Consider the following 16,425-nt stretch of genomic DNA (forward strand, 5'->3'; position numbering starts at 1 on the left):
CAAGCTAGCGGCCGGTCCAACTGGCTGATGAGACACGCGTTCCTCCGACCTTGATATCGTTCCGGCCGGGACCGCCGGCGCGATCTTCCTGCTTGCGGATATTGTTCATGATCAGCAGGAAGGCGATGGCCCCCATCATGCCTTGCGGGATCCAGACCACAACGCCGCCGATGTGCTGGTCGAGAATCGCGCTGATGGAGGGGAATAGCCGGCCGCAAAGATCGTAGTACGAGTACAGCACGGTGTTGGTGAAGGTGAGATGCGAGCCGATCAGGATCTGGGGGAATTCCACCAGCAGCACGACCGCCAGGCGGGCCGGGTAGGAACAGCCGGCCTCCGCCGGTGGGCGGGGATCCAGAATCAGGAACCAGAACAGCAGGCCGTCGATCACCATGCTCCAGTTCATCAGGTCGTAGAGCCAGGGCGACAGCATGGCGTGGAAGTGCACCGTCGGCTGCAGCCAGAGCGCCACCAGGCCGGCGAACACGGCGCCGGCGACCACCGGCTGCTGGGTGATCCGCAGCAGCCGGTGCAGCCAGCGCGCCTGGAGGCGGCGGGCGGCCCAATCGGGCATGCCGCGACGGATCGTGGCACCGGGCCAGGCCAGCGCCAGCAGGAACGGGCCGAGATGGTGCATCCCGAGGTGCTGCAGCCGGTTCAGGAAGAACATGTGCTGTGAGAAATAGACAAATCGCGACAGCAGTGTGGTGTAGATCAGCGCCATGCCGATGGCGAAGGCGATGGTCCGGAACAGGTTCGGCCGCTGGGGCGCACTGCTGATATACAGACCGCGCGCGTACCAGACGGTCGGCAGCGCTATGCCGAGGAACGAGACCCAGGAGAAATCGTATGGCGCCCAGGCCGGCATTTCGGTCGGAAATCGGCCGCTGAGCCAACTCAGCACGACGCCCAGCGCCACGACGCCGGCGATGCCGAGCAGCCCTGAACCGGGGGCTGACCATGCATCGACGGGGGCGGACTCGGAGGCCTGGAGCGACGTCGACATCGATGCAATTAGGATCGCTGGATGCTGGGCAGCAAGTTACGAACGGCTCATTTGTTGCGGCGGGCGCCGAGGCTGTCGCGCCGTCCGATCAGTTTTTGCCGGCGTAGCTTTTCGCCATGCCCTCCCCTGGTTCGGCCTGCGGGCCGAACGGCATGATGGGGTAGCGCAGGCCGGCCTTGGACAATCCGTGCAGGCCGGTGACCGCTCGCGCCAAGTCGTTGGGCGGGCAGGCCATCAGCATCTCGTCGTCGGCCACCCCGCCGTAGCGGCGCTCGGCGTAGCACGGGATCGACAGGCTGACGGTGTTGTTCTTCAGCGCGTTGCCCCAGCTATCGGCACAGGCGCTTTCGCCGGTGATGCTGAAGTCGTAGCGCTGGTAGTTGCGCCATTGCAGGCCGTTGATGAACAGGATCATCTGCGCCGGGTTGGCGTAGAACAGGCAGATGTCGGGCGGGCTGAGCCTGGCGGTGCGCAGCGGTGAGACCGCCAGGCCGTGATAGGTTCCGGGGGGCACCCGGGGCATCCCCGCCTGGTGCGCGGCGGCGGCGTCCTGGTTCTGGAACCACACGCCGTTCATCTTGCGGCCGGAGGTGTAGATTTCGCCCGGCGCGTCGAGCCCGATGACGCTGCTGCAACTGGAGAACGCCGGGACGTTTTCGGTGGTGATGCCGAGGGTGAAGCCGGCCATGCGCGACTGGGTTACCAACTGGCAGGTGGAGTAGGTCTTGCCTTTGGTGGGGCGGCGCAGTCCGGGCACCGCTTCCATCTCGGCGACATCGCCGAACAGTTTCATGCCGATGGGGAAGGTGCGCAGCCGCAGCAGTTGATTTAGCTGCTCGGCCAGGTCGGCGATCGCCTTGCCGTCGAGGCTTGGGCCGTCGCGCGGCGGCGCGTCCTGGGTGGGGGGCATGTCGTTCATGGGGTGGGTCCTCCTCCGGCACATCCTCCTTGGGAGGATCCTTACTGGGGCCATGCTGGCACGGCGTGGGCCGAAGGCAAACCCAGGGCGGGGCAGGCCAGCGCGTCAGGCCAGCACGATATCGAGCCGGATCTCGATGCGGTCGATCCGTTCGGACTGGGCGGCAAAATCGCCATGCAGCAACGCCACCTTGGCCTCGAGCGAGGTAACGCGCCGAGCCAGGTCCGCCTGGCCAGCGGCCAGACGATCGATCTTTTCGTCGATGCGGCGTAGATACACCAGGACAAGATTATCTGGTTCGTCGGTCATGGCAGGTTCCGCTGCTTAACAGTTCTTTTTAGCGCGCGAAACTACTGATAACAAATCAAACGGGAGCGCGTAAGATTACGTCCCGTGCCGGACCCGCGACCGCGCGAACACCCTGACAAAACGCCGCAGGCCGGCCAGTTGCTGTTGCAGGTAACTGCCGGTGGCGAGCGCCTCCTCGGCGGACGGATCACCGGTGCGGACGTAGTCGCGGGAGAAATCGGCGGTGCCGAACAGCATGTCCCACCACGGCAGCACGGCGCCGTAGTTGCAGCTGCGTTGGCCGGCGGCGAGCACGCCATGATGGGCGCGGTGGAAGCGCGGCGAAACCAGGATGCGGTCGCCCAGCCAGCCGAACGAGACCCTTGCATTGGCGTGGGAAAGCGACTCCAGGAACCGCAGCAGCAGCACCAGCAGGGGAAACTGCAGTGGCGGCACGCCGATCAGCAGCGCGATCGCGCCGAACCAGACGAAGGCGATCAGGTCGTCGAGCAGATGGTTGCGATCATCCGACCAGAACGTCATCTGGCGTTGCGCATGGTGCAGCGAGTGCAGCGCCCACCACCAGCGCACCTGGTGCGACAGCCGGTGACGCCAGTAGTCGGCGAAATCCAGGATGATCGCGTAGAACACGAAGGTCAGTGCTTGTTGTCCGAGCAGGAAGGGGAATGCCCCTTCCAGCGTCGGTGGCACCAGGCCGCGATCGGTCATCCAGCCGCTGACGGATACCTGAACGCGGTAGAACAGCACGTAGGTCACCAGCGGCAGCACGCCGACGCGAGACAGCACGGTGTAGGCGGCATCGACCCAGACGGCGCGGCTGTCGGGCCAGCGCTCGACCGGACGCCAGCGCTCCAGCGGCAGGCAGACGGCGAACGTCACCGTCACCTGGGCGATGCCGTAGAGGGCAAACAATGCCCACCCGTAGGAGACGTCCTCCCAGTTCATCAGCCCGAACTGGTAGAGCAGCGGGACCAGCACGTGCTCCTCCAGCCAGCCGGCGCCGAGGTCGAACGGATCACCCATCAGCGGCTGGACAGCGCCGTGGGGGACGGCGCCCGCGGATTGAGGAAAATGCCATGCGGCGAGCGGCCGACATCGATGGTGCTGTATGATCCGGTCTGGGGGTCGAGCACCGCGACCTTCTCGGCCCAGCGCCGGGTGATCCAGATTTTGCCGCCGGGCGCGAAATCCATGTCATCGGGGCCGCCGGGGATGGCGTAGCTGCGGATCGGCGTCAGCGTTGCCGCATCCAGCGATACGGTGGTTCCGCCGGCTCGGTTATTGACCCAGAGAATGGTGTGGTCGGGGGATAGAAAGAGCTGGTGGGCGCCGCGGCCGGTCCGCACATGGCGTTCCACCCGGCCGGTCGCCGGATCGACCACGGCGATGTAGTCGGTGCCCATGTCGGCCACCAGCACCTTGCCGTTCAGCCACAGCACGCCGGCCGGGGTGCGGCCGACGGGCTTGACCCAGCGCCGGGTCATGGTGCGCAGATCGAACGCCGCCAGCTTGTCACTGTCCTGCAGACTGACGAACACGGTCGCGGAGTCCGGCGAATAGGCCAGATGGCTTGGCGTCGCCACCACCGGGAAGCGCTTGAGCAGCTTCATGCTGGCGGCGTCGTAGATATCGACCTGGTTGCGGGCCAGGCCGTTCACGGTGAGGAATTTGCCGTCGGGGCTGAATCCCAACTGGTAGGGATCGGCTATCGGCATTCGCTTCTGCACCGCGCCGGTGTTGGGATCGAGGAACATGATCTGGTTGCCCGCGGTGTCGCCGACCAGCAGGCTGGCGCCGTCGGGGCTGAGCGCCAGATGGTGAGGTTCGCGCAACGCCGGGATGCGGCGGACCTCTTTCTGGGTTGCCATGTCGATCACGCTGATCGAAGCGCCGGCCGAATTCAGCACGAAGGCGATGCCGCCGGCGGACGCCGCCGACGCGCCGGAAAGGGTTGCCAACACCAGGGTGGCAAACACCAAGGATAACAAAAGCAAGACGCGCCGCATGGCCACCGATGCTCCGGCTGACTGGCGGCGTTCCCTACGCCACCAGGTTGGAATCGGGCAAGGGTAATCGGGGTCGGGACTGTTGCAAGCGGAGCTATGGTCGGTGTTACAACCGGTCGGTTCCGACACCGGGCAGGCTCGGCGGCAAGCGACCAGATCGGGTCGACGATCGTGACCGCGTGGCGCGCCGCGGGCGACCCGACGCTCGTCAAGGCGGCGGAGCGGGTGCTGGCCTAGATCGCCGTGTGCATCCGCTACCGCGATTGCGAGGGAGCGGCGAGCGAGCAGATGGTGTTGCGCGGCAGCACTCTGGACAATGGGCTGTCGCGGCTCATGTGGCTTCGGATGTTACGTAGGGGGCGCGGAGTAAACGCCCGCGAGATCAGGCCGCGTGGCGCGCCGTCGGCGCCGATCGGAGTTCGGGACGGGCGAACACCGCCGCGGTGAAGGCGAACATCACGCACGCCGGGGTCGAGATCAGCACGTTGTCGGTGCCGGCGTGGCCGGCATAGGCCAGGAACGCCAGCCGCATGATGCGCCGGTCCGCGGCCGGCAGGTCGCGGCTGCGGACGAATATCCAGGCGGCGAACAGGCCGACCAGCAGGGCGCGTCCGAGCAGACCGCCCTCGACGCCGATCCGCAGGTATTCGTTGTGGGCTGCCCAGGTGTGCATCTGCTGGACGATCGCGCTGTCGGGCGGGATCACCACATTGCCGGCGCCGACGCCCCAGCCGAACCATGGCGATCGCGCGGCGGCGGCCTCGAATTCCGGCCACAGCAGGTCGCGTCCGCTGAGGTTGCCGGCCTCGTTGGCCATCACGTTGAACAGGCGCACCTCGGAGAAGGCGCCGGCGCACAGCACCAGGATCGGCAGCAAGGCCAGCACCGAGAGCACCAGCAGGATGCGGTCGCGCGCGGCGAACTGGCGGGATTGGATCGACAGCAGGCTGAACGCGCAGACCGCGACGGCGTAGAACAGCGGGGCGCGGGCCCCGGTCAGCACCAGGATCAGGCCATTGGCGATCAGCAGGCCCAGATCGCCGCGGCGGCCTTCGCGGTATAGCTGGATCAGGCAGGCGTAGATTGCCGGCAGGCAGACGTTGGCGAGAAAGGCGGGATGGCCGAGGCCGGCGAGACGAGCGCCTCCGCTATCGACGAACAAGGGGCGCAGCCCGATGGCGGCCAGCGGCAGGCAGGCCACCACTGCGACCACCGGGCACCATTTGCGGGCGCGGATGATCGTCTCGGCCCAGTATCGCGGCAGGCGCGAGAAGCAGAACACGAACGGGGCGATCGAGCCGATCGCCGAACGCAGGCTCTCGGCCGCGGTCAGGCCTGGATAGAGGCCGTGCGCCAGGCCGGTCATGAGCATTGCCACGAAGCCCCAGGCTGGGCAGAGCAGGTCGAGCTTGGGGCCGAAACGGAGCACGCACAGGCCGCCGAGGCCGATGCCGATCGCCTTGATCACCGCGATGACCGGTTGGTAGGCGACGTCGCCGACCCAGTCGGCGAACGCCATCTCCAGGCTCATGCCGGTAACCAGCAGCCAGAGCACGCAGGACTGGGTGGGGAAGCGAAACGCCAGGAACCCGAGGCAGGCGAGCACGGTGGCGGTCAGCAGCATTCCGAACAGCGCCGGAGCGAGCAATCCGCAGGCCAGCGCCGCCGCCAGCATTGCGGCGGCGGCGGTCAGGATCGACACGTCGGGATGGTCGACAATCGCGCGCATGCTACGCCTGTATGCACGCCAAACATGAACAAATGGTTGACGCCCGCGGGTGGGCGACCGTGGATGGACGCTGGGCCGGGACCTTTGCTGCGCGCCCCGCCGGGAGCTTTGCTTCGCGCCCCGCCGGGAGCTTTGCTTCGCGCCCCGCCGGGAGCTTTGCTTCGCGCCCCGCCGGGAGCTTTGCTTCGCGCCCCGCCGGGCGACGGTTCCGGTCCGCAGGCAACCGATCTATGCTGGCGCCAACAACATCGAGGAAACCGCGATGACCGAGATACGGGTGATTGCCACCGGCCTGCGCTTCCCGGAAGCGCCGGTGGCGATGGCCGACGGGTCGATCGTGCTGGTGGAGATCGAGCGCCAGACCGTGACCAGGGTGCGCCCCGACGGCCGCACCGAGGTTGTGGCCCATGTCGGCGGCGGTCCGAACGGCCTGGCGATCGGACCCGACGGCGCGTTCTACGTCTGCAACAACGGCGGCTTCCAATGGCGCACCGAGATGAACATGCTGCGCCCGGGCGGCCCGGCGTCGGACTACACCGGCGGCCGCATCGAGCGCATAGACCCGCGCTCCGGCGCGGTCAGCGTGCTGTACGACCATTGCGGGTCGCACCGGCTGCTGGGGCCGAACGACATCGTGTTCGACGATGTCGGCGGGTTCTATTTCACCGACCTCGGCAAGGCCCGGGCGCGCGAGCGCGACTGGGGCGGGGTTTATTATGCGCGCGCGGACGGATCTCGCATCGCCGAGGTGGTGCATCCGATACTGACTCCGAACGGGATCGGGCTGTCGCCTGACGGCACCACGCTCTACGTCGCCGAAACCGAGACCGCTCGGCTGTGGGCGTTCGACGTGCTGGCACCTGGCGTGCTTGGGAAGGCTCCGTTTCCGTCGCCGCATGGCGGCCGGCTGCTGGTCGGGCTGGGCGGTTTTCAACGGTTCGACAGCCTGGCGGTCGATGCCGCGGGCAATGTCTGCGTAGCGACGCTGGTGAACGGATCGGTCAGCGTGGTGGCGTCGGGCGGGGGCCTGCTGCGGCAAATCCCGATGCCCGACATGTTCTGCACCAATATCTGCTTCGGCGGGGCCGATTTGCGCACCGCCTACATGACGCTGTCGGGGACCGGCCAACTGGTGGCGATGCCGTGGGACGGTCCTGGGTTGCGGCTGGCGCACCAAGGATGATGGCGCAAGATGAAGGCTGGCGCGGCAGGAATGCCGGCAAGAATGATGGGTAGTACGCAGTAAAATCGCGTAGAACAGCGGTTTTGGTCTTGTAAAATAGTCGTGACATTCAGGTAATTCCGGGTCATCCAGGATCGCCAGGCCAAGCGGCGCCTGCTATTGTTCTACAAACTGCAGTGTTGTCGTTTCATCTGTGTTTGTTTCATCGCCGGGGAGATAGCGCTTTGCTGGGATTTGTCTGGGCGATCATTGTTGGGTTCGTTGCTGGCACGGTGGCAAAATTCATCATGCCTGGACGCGATCCGGGCGGCATCATCGTGACCATCCTGCTGGGCATCGCCGGGTCCGTCGTAGCGACTTGGCTGGGTCGCACGCTGGGCTGGTATCACGGCAATCAAGGGGCGCGGTTCATCGGGTCAATCGTCGGCGCGGTGATCATCCTGGCGATCTACCGAATGTTCGTCCGCAACCGTGCGAACTACGGAGGGGGTCCAGGCGGATTGGGTGGACCCGGTGGACCGTCGATTACCTGACAACGGCCACCTGACGACGGCGGCATTCAAAGGAGATCAACATGAGCGGAATTCTCGGCCAGATGCTGCAGGGCGTGATGGGCGGCGGCCAGCAGGGCGGGGCCTCGCCGATAAGCGGCATCCTGCAACAGGTTTTGTCGATGAAGGACGGCGACAACCAGGGTGTCGCGGCGGTGATTTCCAAGTTCCAGAACGCCGGGCTTGGACAGGCCGCTCAGTCCTGGGTGGGAACCGGCAGCAACGCGCCGGTGTCCGGCGATCAGGTCGGACAGGTGTTCTCTCCGGACCAGATCCAATCCTGGGCTAGCCAGGCCGGCACCACACCGGATGCGATGCGCGATGTGCTAGCCCAGGCGGTGCCGCACATGGTCGATCACCTGACCCCCGGTGGGGATGTTCCGGCACAGACCCAGACCGCCGATCTGTCCGGGCTGTTGGGGCGCCTGATGGGCGGATTTGGGGGCACTCGGTCCGCCTGACCTTGGCCGCCTGACCCCGGCTGCTGACTTCGGCCACTTGACCCCGGCGGCTGACTTCGGCCACTTGACCCCGGCGGCTGACTTCGGTCGCCGACTTCGGCGGCGCGGACCTGGAAGCGCGGTTCGCGGTCTGGACAGCGGGGTCTGGATGATGATGCTCTGTCGGAGGCGGGTGTGCCGTAGCCCGGGCACCCGGATCGGGGCATTGGTCGAGTGTCCAGGCACGATCCAGACGCTGACCTTTCCGCATGGCGCAATCATTTGCCCGCGGCGAATTTCGGAGACCGCTAAATGGCCGATCATGATCTGGTGACGCTGTGGGAGGCGCATTGTCGCCATGAGTTCGAAACCCGCGATGTCGATGCCACGATGGCGACGATGGTCGCGCAGCCTTACGTCAACCACGTCCCGACGATGACCGGCGGGGTCGGGTACGATGCCCTCAAGCGGTTCTACGCCAACCATTTCATCGGGGCCAACCCGCCGGATTTCGCCATGCAGCCGGTCAGCCGAACGGTTGGAGCCAGCAGCGTGGTCGACGAGTTCGTGCTGCGGTTCACCCACACCACCGAGATCGACTGGATGCTGCCCGGTGTCGCTCCGACCGGAAAACCGGTCGAAATCCCGATGATCGCCGTGGTGCAGTTCCAGGGCGAGAAGCTGGTGCATGAGCACATCTACTGGGATCAGGCATCCGTGCTGGTGCAGGTCGGCCTGCTGGATGCCGCCGGCCTGCCGGTGAGCGGCGTCGAGCAGGCGCGCAAGGTGCTCGACAAGACGCTGCCGAGCAACCGGCTGATGCGAGAGGCGTGATCGGGGGCAGTGGACGCTGGACAACCGCGTGCAGCGACCGCGCCAAAGATTGCGGCCGAGGCACATCGTCGAGATCGAGCCGACGAGTGATGCTGGCTTTCACCAGCAAAAATCTGGTGCGACACGGCAATGGTGAACGCGGGCGCGCGGTTGGATCGCTTGCCGATCCTGGGGTTTCACCGCCGGATTTTCGTCCTTGTGGCGATCGGCATGTTCTTCGACGGGTTCGACATCTACATCGCCGGCACCGTGTTGGGGACAACGCTGAAGTCCGGGTTCTCGACGATGGGACAGAACGCCGCTTTCGTGTCGGTGACGTTTGTTGGAATGATGCTTGGGAGTTTCTTCACCGGGTTCCTCGGCGATCGGTTCGGACGGCGATTTACCTATCAGGCGAATTTGGCGCTGTTCGGCCTGGCATCGCTGGCCGCCGCATTCGCACCCAGCATGAGCGTGCTGATAGCGCTGCGCTTTCTGATGGGCGTCGGGTTAGGGGCGGAAAATGTCGTCGGCTACGCGACCCTGACCGAATTCGCACCGGTTGCCAGCCGCGGCCGATGGCTCGGCTTTCTGGCGATGGTCGTGATCATGGGCCTGCCGATCGCGGTACTGATCAGCATCTTCATGATCCCAGCCTTCGGTTGGCGCAGCATGTTTGTCTTGGGCGGCATCGGCGCGCTGGTTGTGTGGTACCTCCGCAAGGCGATGCCGGAGAGTCCGCGTTGGCTGGAATCGGTTGGCCGAAACGCCGAAGCCGAGGCTTTGCTGCAAAGCATCGAGGCCGGTGCGCCAAAACCGCTGGCGCCGATCGTCGCGTCCGCGCCGCCGCCGTCGCCGGCCCTGGCAACCCTGTTCGCACCGCCCCTGGCGTCGCGAATGGTGCTTGGATGCATTGCGCTGATCGTGATCAATACATTGATCTATGGATTTATCGTCTGGCTGCCCGCGTTCTTCGTCAAGCAGGGGCTGACGATCGCGACATCTTTCAACTTCACCCTGATCATGTCCTTGGGTGCGCCGGTCGGGGCAGCGATCGCGGCGCTGACGGCTGATAGCTGGGGGCGGAAGCCGATGCTGATCGGGGCAGCGGCGGTCGCCATCGTGTTTGGCGCGATCTATCCGTTCGTGACTGATCCGACGCTGCTGATGGCGGTGGGCATAGGACTGACAGTGCCGATATATGTGCTGGTTGCCCTGTTGTTCGGTATCTACATCCCCGAATTGTTCCCGACCGAGGTTCGACTGCGGGCGGCCGGCATCTGCAATACGTTTGGCCGCGGAGCGACGATTGTGACGCCGTTCCTGGTGGTCAAACTGTTTGCCGCTCATGGCGTTATCGGGGTCCTGGCCCTGATGGTCGGGTTGTTGTTCGTGCTGATCCTGACCGTGGCACTATTTGGCATAGAACCTCGGGGTCGCAGCCTGGAGGATTTGAGCAGCATCACGGATCGGAATGGGGCCGTTCAGACGCCGCCGAAAGCGCGATAGGGGTTCGGATCATGGGAAGAGCTGGCGTTCCGCAGGCAGAGGCCGAGCGGGTCAATAAGTTGCGCGGATTGGGGCGCTACACGGCGGACGAGCGGTTCGCCCGGGCGGCCTCGGCAATCTTCGTCCGCAGTCCGCATGCCCATGCCCGGATCGTTTCGCTGGATGTCACCGAGTCCGCGAGGTTGCCGGGCGTGCTGCGCGTACTGACGGCGAGCGACTGCGCCGGGCTGCATAACTTCCCGGTCATGGACCGGATAGGCAACGGGCTGACCATTCCCTTCCGCCCTGTGCTGGCCGGCGATCTCGTGCGGCATCCGGGTGAAGCGGTGGCGTGCGTCATCGCTGAAACCCAGGACGAGGCGCTGGACGCGGCCGAGGCGGTCCTGGTTGAGTATGATGCCTTGCCGGCGACGATCGGGCTGGACGATGGCACCGTGCTGGTTCACCCGAACGCGGCAGGCAACGTGGCGCTGCACCATCAGGCCGGCGATGCCCGAGCGGTGCGCGCGGCGATGGCGGAGGCTGCGCTGGTGGTGGAAACCGAGATCGAACTGCCTCGGCTGTCGCCGGTGACGCTGGAACCACGCGCCGCCTGGGCGCGCTGGGACGCCGAAACCGGCATCTATACGGTGCGCGCCCCGCATCAGGGGGTGAACGAGATGCGGCGTGATTTCGCCGCCGTGTTCGGCCTGCCGACGGATCGCTTCCATGTGCTGTCCGGCGACGTCGGCGGCGGCTTCGGTCCGCGCAACATCGCCTATCCGGAATACGTCGCGGTGATGCTGGCGGCCAGGCTGACCGGGCGTCCGGTTTCCTGGTCGGGCACCAGAAGCGAGTCGTTCCTGACCGATATCCAGGGGCGTGGCGTGCGGATGCGGGGGCGGCTGGCGCTCGACGCGGCGGCCCGGTTCACCGCCTTGTGGATGAGCTATGACGCCGATCTTGGCGCCTACATCTCGCCGGTGGCGGTGTTTGCCAATATCAACAATCCGCTGCAGTCGCTGACCGGCTGCTATGCCATTGCGGCGGCGCATGCCGAGTTCCGCGTGATCCACACCCATGCCGTCCCGACCGGCCCGTACCGCGGCGCCGGGCGGCCCGAGATGGCGCTGCTGGTGGAGCGCCTGGTCGATATCGCCGCTGGGCGCCTGGGGATCGATCCGTTCGCGTTGCGCGGGCGCAATGCGATACCGGCCGAGGCGTTCCCGTGGTCGCTGCCGAGCGGGGCGCGGTACGACAGCGGGGATTTTCTCCGGCTGATGCGGACCGCTCGGCAAGCCGCTGACTGGGATGGCTTCCCGGTGAGGCAGGCCGCAGCGGGTTCGGGGGTTCGGCTGGGTCGCGGCATGGGTCTGTTCATCGAGGTGTCCGGCGGCGGCGGCGCGCCCGATGAGGCGACACTCACGCTGGCCGCCGTTGATGGCGCCGCGGCCTTGCGCATCGAGACGGTGACCGCCAGCACCGGGCAGTCGCATGCTCGCACCTTCGCCCTGGTTGCCGCGCCCCGGCTTGGGCTGGCGGAGGCGGCGGTGAGCCTGGTTGCCTCCGACCCTCGCACCACGCTGTCTGGGGCCGGGTCGTATGCATCGCGCAGCACTATCGCGGCGGGCAGCGCCGTTGCCGCGGCGGCCGAGGCGCTGTCGCTGCGGCTGCGCACGGCGGCGGCGTTGCGCGCCAATTGTGCCGCCGACGAGCTGCATCTGGCCGATGAGTGCGTCCGGCGGGCCGATGCCAGTCCGGTGTGCCGGATCGTCGATCTGCTGGGAGAACCGCTTCGCGAAACCGGCCGCTTCGCCCCGGCCAACGCGTTTGCCTCTGGCTGCCATGTCGCCGAGGTGGCAATCGATGCGGCCACCGGTGCCGTAGTGCTGACCCGCTATGTGGCGGTGGACGATGCCGGCGTCACCATCGATCCGCGGGCCGTCGAGGCGCAGATCCACGGCGGGATCGCCCAAGGCGTCGGCGAGGCGCTGGGCGAGGAAGCGGTGATCGACCGGGCTTCCGGCCAGCCCTGTGCCGCCAGCCTGATGGACTACATGTTGCCTCGGGCCAATGACTTCCCGGACCATCGGGTGATCGAATGCGACACGCCGTCGCCGTTCAACCCGATTGGGGTGAAGGGCATCGGCGAAGCCGGAACCACCGGAGCGTTGTGCGCGGTCGCCAGCGCGGTAGCGGACGCCCTGGGCGGCGGCGATTTGCCGGCGCTGCCGCTCACCCAGGAGCGCGTTTGGCGCGCCATGCTTGGGTAGGTTTGGGCCAGGGCAGGCTGCCCGGGTTGGCATAAGCCGGGGTTGCGCAGCCGCCTTTCAGCGCCTGTTCATGTTGGGTCGCCGCCCAAGAATGCGGCACGTCGGGATTGCCGATCTTGCAGCCGACATCACTTAACCGCCGTGTGTTGTCTGTCAGCCTCAAAAGCTGGAACGCCAGTTGACGTCAGCGTCTGGAGCTTTTAACACACCGCAGCTTTTGCGCACAGTGTTTCCCTATAAGGATCAATCCGGTAAGGGATTTTTGTGGACGCTCGAACAGCCGCCGTATCGACGCGATCAAAGAGGACTCGGCGTCATTTCGCGAATCCCACGCAGTTCCTGCGCTTGTCGGGCAAGATTCTGCCGTGGCTGCTGTGGTCCGGCGGTTTACTGACGGTTGTGGGAATCGTCTGGGGCGCGTTTTTCGCGCCGGATGACTGGCAGCAGGGCGACATGGTCCGCATCATGTACGTGCACGTGCCATTCGCCTGGTTGGCTTCCGCGGGTTACTTTTGTCTGGCGATGTGCAGTCTCGCCTCGCTCGTTTGGCGCCATCCGTTGGCCGACCTTGCGGCGGTGGAAATCGGTCCCGTGGGGGCCGGATTCACGGCGGTGTGCCTGGCAACCGGCAGTCTCTGGGGCAAGCCGGAATGGGGCGCGTGGTGGGTATGGGATGCGCGCCTGACCTCGGTATTCATCCTGTTCTTGCTCTATCTCGGTCATATCGCGCTGGTACGGGCGTTTGACGATCCAGCGCGCGGCTATCGTGCCGGATCGATTTTGGCCCTGATCGGTGTGATAAATCTCCCAATCATCAAGTTCAGCGTCGATTGGTGGAATACGCTGCACCAGCCTGCCTCGATCGGTTTGTTCGGGGCTCCGACGATCGCTTCCAGCATGTTGTGGCCGCTGTTCTTTTCGGCGCTTGGTTTCACGCTGTTGTTTTCGGGGATTGTCGTTGCCCGGACACGGGCGGCGATCATGGAACGGCGTATCCGGTCGCTGCTGAACGCCCAGGTTTCATCGATGGGCGAGGAGAGTCTGTCCTGACGCATTTTGACTATATTGCCGCCGCCTACGCCATCGCGATCGGCGTCGTGGTGTTCTTTCTGGTCCAAGTCGCGTTCCGTGTCCGGTCGGATCGCCGGCGGCTTGAAGCGATCGGTGCAACCCGGGATCGGAGTTATCCGTGACTCGCAAGAAGCGTCGGCTGCTGACGTTCCTGGTCTGCGGCGTAGGGCTGGCGGGCACATCGGCGTTGATATTGTCGGCTTTCAGCGACAATTTGGTGTTCTTTGTTTCTCCATCCGATCTGGCGAAGTCCGAGAAAGTTGGGCATTCGCTGCGGCTGGGTGGCCTTGTCGAGCAGGGGACTGTGCGGAAGTCGGCGGACGGCGGGACGCTGGTGCGGTTCAGGGTTACCGACGGCAGCAGCAGTGTTCCGGTTGTCTTCAAGGGTATTCTTCCGGACCTGTTCCGCGAAGGTCAGGGGGTGGTGGTGCTCGGGGTCGAACAGCCGAGTGGCGTGTTTCGTGCTTCGGAGGTTTTGGCCAAGCATGACGAGAATTACATGCCCAAGAGCGTGGCGGACGCGCTGAAGAAGTCAGGCCGGTGGAATCCGGCCGCTGGACCGCCGCCGCCCGCCTCCACCTGGAGCCAGCTGGCGGAGAAGCCGCCAGGGTGAGGCGGGCCGTGAAGGGCAGCGGGGTATAACTATTTTTCGGCACCGGATGAACGAGCGGCCGCGATTGTTTCGAGCTCGGCCATGGCGTACGGCGGCAGTTCAAGGTCGGCCGCCGCCAGGTTCTCGCGCAGGTGGGCAACCGAGGAGGTACCTGGGATCAGCAGGATGTTCGGCGAGCGGCGCAACAGCCAGGCCAGGGCCACCTGCATCGGGGTGACGCCAAGTTTGGCGGCGACGCCAGACAGAGCGTCGGACTGCAGCGGGGTGAAGCCACCGAGCGGGAAGAACGGCACGTAAGCGATGCCGGCGGCGGCGAGTTGGTCGATCAGCGCGTCGTCGTGGCGATGGGCCAGGTTGTACTCGTTTTGCACGCAGACGATATCGGCGATGGCGCGGGCTTCGGCGATCTGTCGGGCGGTTACGTTGCTTAGGCCGATGCGGCGCACCAGGCCCTGGCGCTGAAGCTCGGCGAGCTTGGTCAGCGGCGCCTCGATCGAGCCTTCGGCCGGACCGCGGCGGTCGAACATGATGCGCAGATTGACGACATCAAGCGCGTCGAGGCCCAGATTGCGGAGGTTGTCCTGCACCGCCTGCTTCAGGTCCTCGGGCGAAAAGGCTGGATTCCACGACGCGTCCTCGCCGCGCCGGGCGCCGATCTTGGTCACCAGGACCAGGCCGTCCGGGTAGGGGTGCAGCGCCTCGCGGATGAGTTGATTGGTGACGTGCGGGCCGTAGAAGTCGCTGGTATCGATGTGATCGACGCCGCTGGCGACGGCCTCGCGCAGCACCGCGAGCGCGCCGTCGCGATCCTTCGGCGGTCCGAACACGCCGGGGCCGGCCAACTGCATCGCGCCGTAGCCCACGCGTTTTACGACGTGGTCGCCGAGCTTGAAGGTTCCGGCTTTGCTGATATCGGTCATCGGTGTTCTCCTTCGATTGCATCGCAGATGTAGACAGGCCGCGCCTGCGCGATAACAGAGGTCAATCGGCACAGGCTGTTCGGAGCGGCGGACAATGGCGGCGGATCTTGGCGACCTGAACGCGTTCCTCGCGGTTGCCCGCAATGGCGGTTTTCGCAACGGCGCGCGCAGCAGTGGCCGCAGCGCCTCCAGCCTGAGTGAGGCGATACGCCGGCTCGAAGCCGGGTTCGGCGTCAGGCTGCTGAACCGCACCACGCGCAGCGTTGCGCCGACCGAGGTGGGCTTACGCCTGCTGGAGCGGCTCGGGCCGGCATTGGACGAGGTCGAAGCGGCGCTGGACGTGGTGAACAGCTTTCGTGACCGGCCGGCCGGCACGCTGCGACTGAACGTGCCGGTGGCGGCGACGCGGCTGGTCTTGCCGGCGATCGTGCCGGGTTTTCTGAGCGCGTATCCCGACATAACGCTCGATATCGTCGCCGAGGAGGGCTTTGTCGATGTGCTGGCGGCGGGCTGCGATGCCGGCATCCGCTATGACGAGCGGCTAGAGCAGGACATGATCGCGGTGCCGATCGGCCCCCGCGTGCAGCGCTTCGCGACCGCGGCGTCGTCGGCCTACCTGGACCGGCGCGGACGCCCAAGGCATCCGCGTGAGTTGCTGGATCACGCCTGCCTGCGCGGCCGGTTCGCCAGCGGGGCGATGACGGTTTGGGAGTTCGAGCGCGATGGCGAGATCGTCCGGGTGGACCCGAGCGGTCCGCTGATCGTGCGGGTTGGCGCGGCAACCGACCTTGCGGTGCAGGCGGCGGTGGATGGCACCGGCATCATCCAGTTGTTCGAGGACTGGCTGCGCCCGTATTTCGACAACGGCAGCCTGGAGCCGGTTCTGCGACCTTGGTGGCAGGAATTCCCGGGTCCGTTTTTGTACTATCCGGGTCGCCGCCATCTTCCCGCGCCGCTGCGCGCGTTTGTGGATTTCATCCGCAACGGCGGATCGCTGCGTTGATGCCAGCGGTGTCCTGCGGGTGCCGTCGACCAATGCCCTGAAGCTTCGCGGCAGCGGGCCGTTTGACGGACCGGAGTGCCAGGGATATCAAGCCGCCCGGG

General features: G+C 66.0%; 16 protein-coding genes. 9 read left to right on the plus strand and 7 right to left on the minus strand.

What is annotated here, in order from left to right:
- Positions 1-4: 4 nt before the first annotated feature.
- The 6 genes from ACQY4Y_RS23655 to ACQY4Y_RS23680 form a co-directional block, all read right to left on the minus strand.
- Positions 5-1,006 (minus strand): cytochrome c oxidase assembly protein, encoded by a 1,002-nt coding sequence (locus tag ACQY4Y_RS23655; RefSeq protein WP_428493021.1) that lies wholly within the window; start codon positions 1,004-1,006, stop codon positions 5-7.
- An 88-nt stretch (positions 1,007-1,094) separates the two neighbouring features.
- A complete protein-coding gene (locus ACQY4Y_RS23660; protein ID WP_428493022.1) occupies positions 1,095-1,925 on the minus strand; it encodes a DUF169 domain-containing protein in 831 nt (276 codons plus the stop codon).
- 105 nt (positions 1,926-2,030) lie between these two features.
- On the minus strand, positions 2,031-2,234 hold the full coding sequence (locus tag ACQY4Y_RS23665; protein ID WP_428493023.1) for a hypothetical protein: 204 nt from the start codon (positions 2,232-2,234) through the stop codon (positions 2,031-2,033).
- Between the two features lie 75 nt (positions 2,235-2,309).
- Positions 2,310-3,257: a sterol desaturase family protein gene (locus tag ACQY4Y_RS23670; RefSeq protein ID WP_428493024.1), complete on the minus strand. Its 948-nt coding sequence runs from the start codon at positions 3,255-3,257 to the stop codon at positions 2,310-2,312.
- A complete protein-coding gene (locus ACQY4Y_RS23675; protein ID WP_428493025.1) occupies positions 3,257-4,240 on the minus strand; it encodes a YncE family protein in 984 nt (327 codons plus the stop codon). Before ACQY4Y_RS23675 ends, ACQY4Y_RS23670 begins: the two co-directional genes overlap by 1 nt.
- Positions 4,241-4,622: 382 nt before the next feature.
- Complete coding sequence (locus ACQY4Y_RS23680; protein WP_428493026.1) at positions 4,623-5,969, minus strand: O-antigen ligase family protein; 1,347 nt, start codon at positions 5,967-5,969, stop codon at positions 4,623-4,625.
- A 262-nt stretch (positions 5,970-6,231) separates the two neighbouring features.
- Between ACQY4Y_RS23680 and ACQY4Y_RS23685 the strand changes: the two genes are divergently transcribed.
- The 8 genes from ACQY4Y_RS23685 (at position 6,232) to ccmE (ending at position 14,401) form a co-directional block, all read left to right on the plus strand.
- Complete coding sequence (locus ACQY4Y_RS23685; protein WP_428493027.1) at positions 6,232-7,152, plus strand: SMP-30/gluconolactonase/LRE family protein; 921 nt, start codon at positions 6,232-6,234, stop codon at positions 7,150-7,152.
- A gap of 224 nt (positions 7,153-7,376) precedes the next feature.
- On the plus strand, positions 7,377-7,685 hold the full coding sequence (locus ACQY4Y_RS23690; protein ID WP_428493028.1) for a GlsB/YeaQ/YmgE family stress response membrane protein: 309 nt from the start codon (positions 7,377-7,379) through the stop codon (positions 7,683-7,685).
- Positions 7,686-7,726: 41 nt separating this feature from the next.
- Positions 7,727-8,164 (plus strand): YidB family protein, encoded by a 438-nt coding sequence (locus tag ACQY4Y_RS23695; RefSeq protein WP_428493029.1) that lies wholly within the window; start codon positions 7,727-7,729, stop codon positions 8,162-8,164.
- A 291-nt stretch (positions 8,165-8,455) separates the two neighbouring features.
- Complete coding sequence (locus tag ACQY4Y_RS23700; protein WP_428493030.1) at positions 8,456-8,977, plus strand: ester cyclase; 522 nt, start codon at positions 8,456-8,458, stop codon at positions 8,975-8,977.
- A 129-nt stretch (positions 8,978-9,106) separates the two neighbouring features.
- Positions 9,107-10,465 (plus strand): MFS transporter, encoded by a 1,359-nt coding sequence (locus tag ACQY4Y_RS23705; protein WP_428493031.1) that lies wholly within the window; start codon positions 9,107-9,109, stop codon positions 10,463-10,465.
- An 11-nt stretch (positions 10,466-10,476) separates the two neighbouring features.
- A complete protein-coding gene (locus tag ACQY4Y_RS23710) occupies positions 10,477-12,717 on the plus strand; it encodes a xanthine dehydrogenase family protein molybdopterin-binding subunit (protein ID WP_428493032.1) in 2,241 nt (746 codons plus the stop codon).
- Between the two features lie 264 nt (positions 12,718-12,981).
- A complete protein-coding gene (locus ACQY4Y_RS23715; protein ID WP_428493033.1) occupies positions 12,982-13,767 on the plus strand; it encodes a heme ABC transporter permease in 786 nt (261 codons plus the stop codon).
- Between the two features lie 139 nt (positions 13,768-13,906).
- Positions 13,907-14,401, plus strand: a complete 495-nt coding sequence (gene ccmE / locus ACQY4Y_RS23720) for a cytochrome c maturation protein CcmE (RefSeq protein WP_428493034.1) — start codon at positions 13,907-13,909, stop codon at positions 14,399-14,401.
- A 29-nt stretch (positions 14,402-14,430) separates the two neighbouring features.
- On the opposite strand, the gene ACQY4Y_RS23725 is transcribed toward ccmE, so the two are convergent.
- Positions 14,431-15,321, minus strand: a complete 891-nt coding sequence (locus ACQY4Y_RS23725) for an aldo/keto reductase family oxidoreductase (RefSeq protein WP_428493035.1) — start codon at positions 15,319-15,321, stop codon at positions 14,431-14,433.
- Positions 15,322-15,415: 94 nt separating this feature from the next.
- On the opposite strand from ACQY4Y_RS23725, the gene ACQY4Y_RS23730 reads away from it, so the two are divergent.
- The gene (locus ACQY4Y_RS23730; protein ID WP_428493036.1) at positions 15,416-16,324 is read left to right on the plus strand and encodes a LysR substrate-binding domain-containing protein; all 909 of its coding nucleotides are present in this window, start codon (positions 15,416-15,418) and stop codon (positions 16,322-16,324) included.
- Positions 16,325-16,425: the final 101 nt, after the last annotated feature.

Source organism: Rhodopila sp., from assembly GCF_965277165.1.
Classification (GTDB): Bacteria; Pseudomonadota; Alphaproteobacteria; order Acetobacterales; family Acetobacteraceae; genus Rhodopila.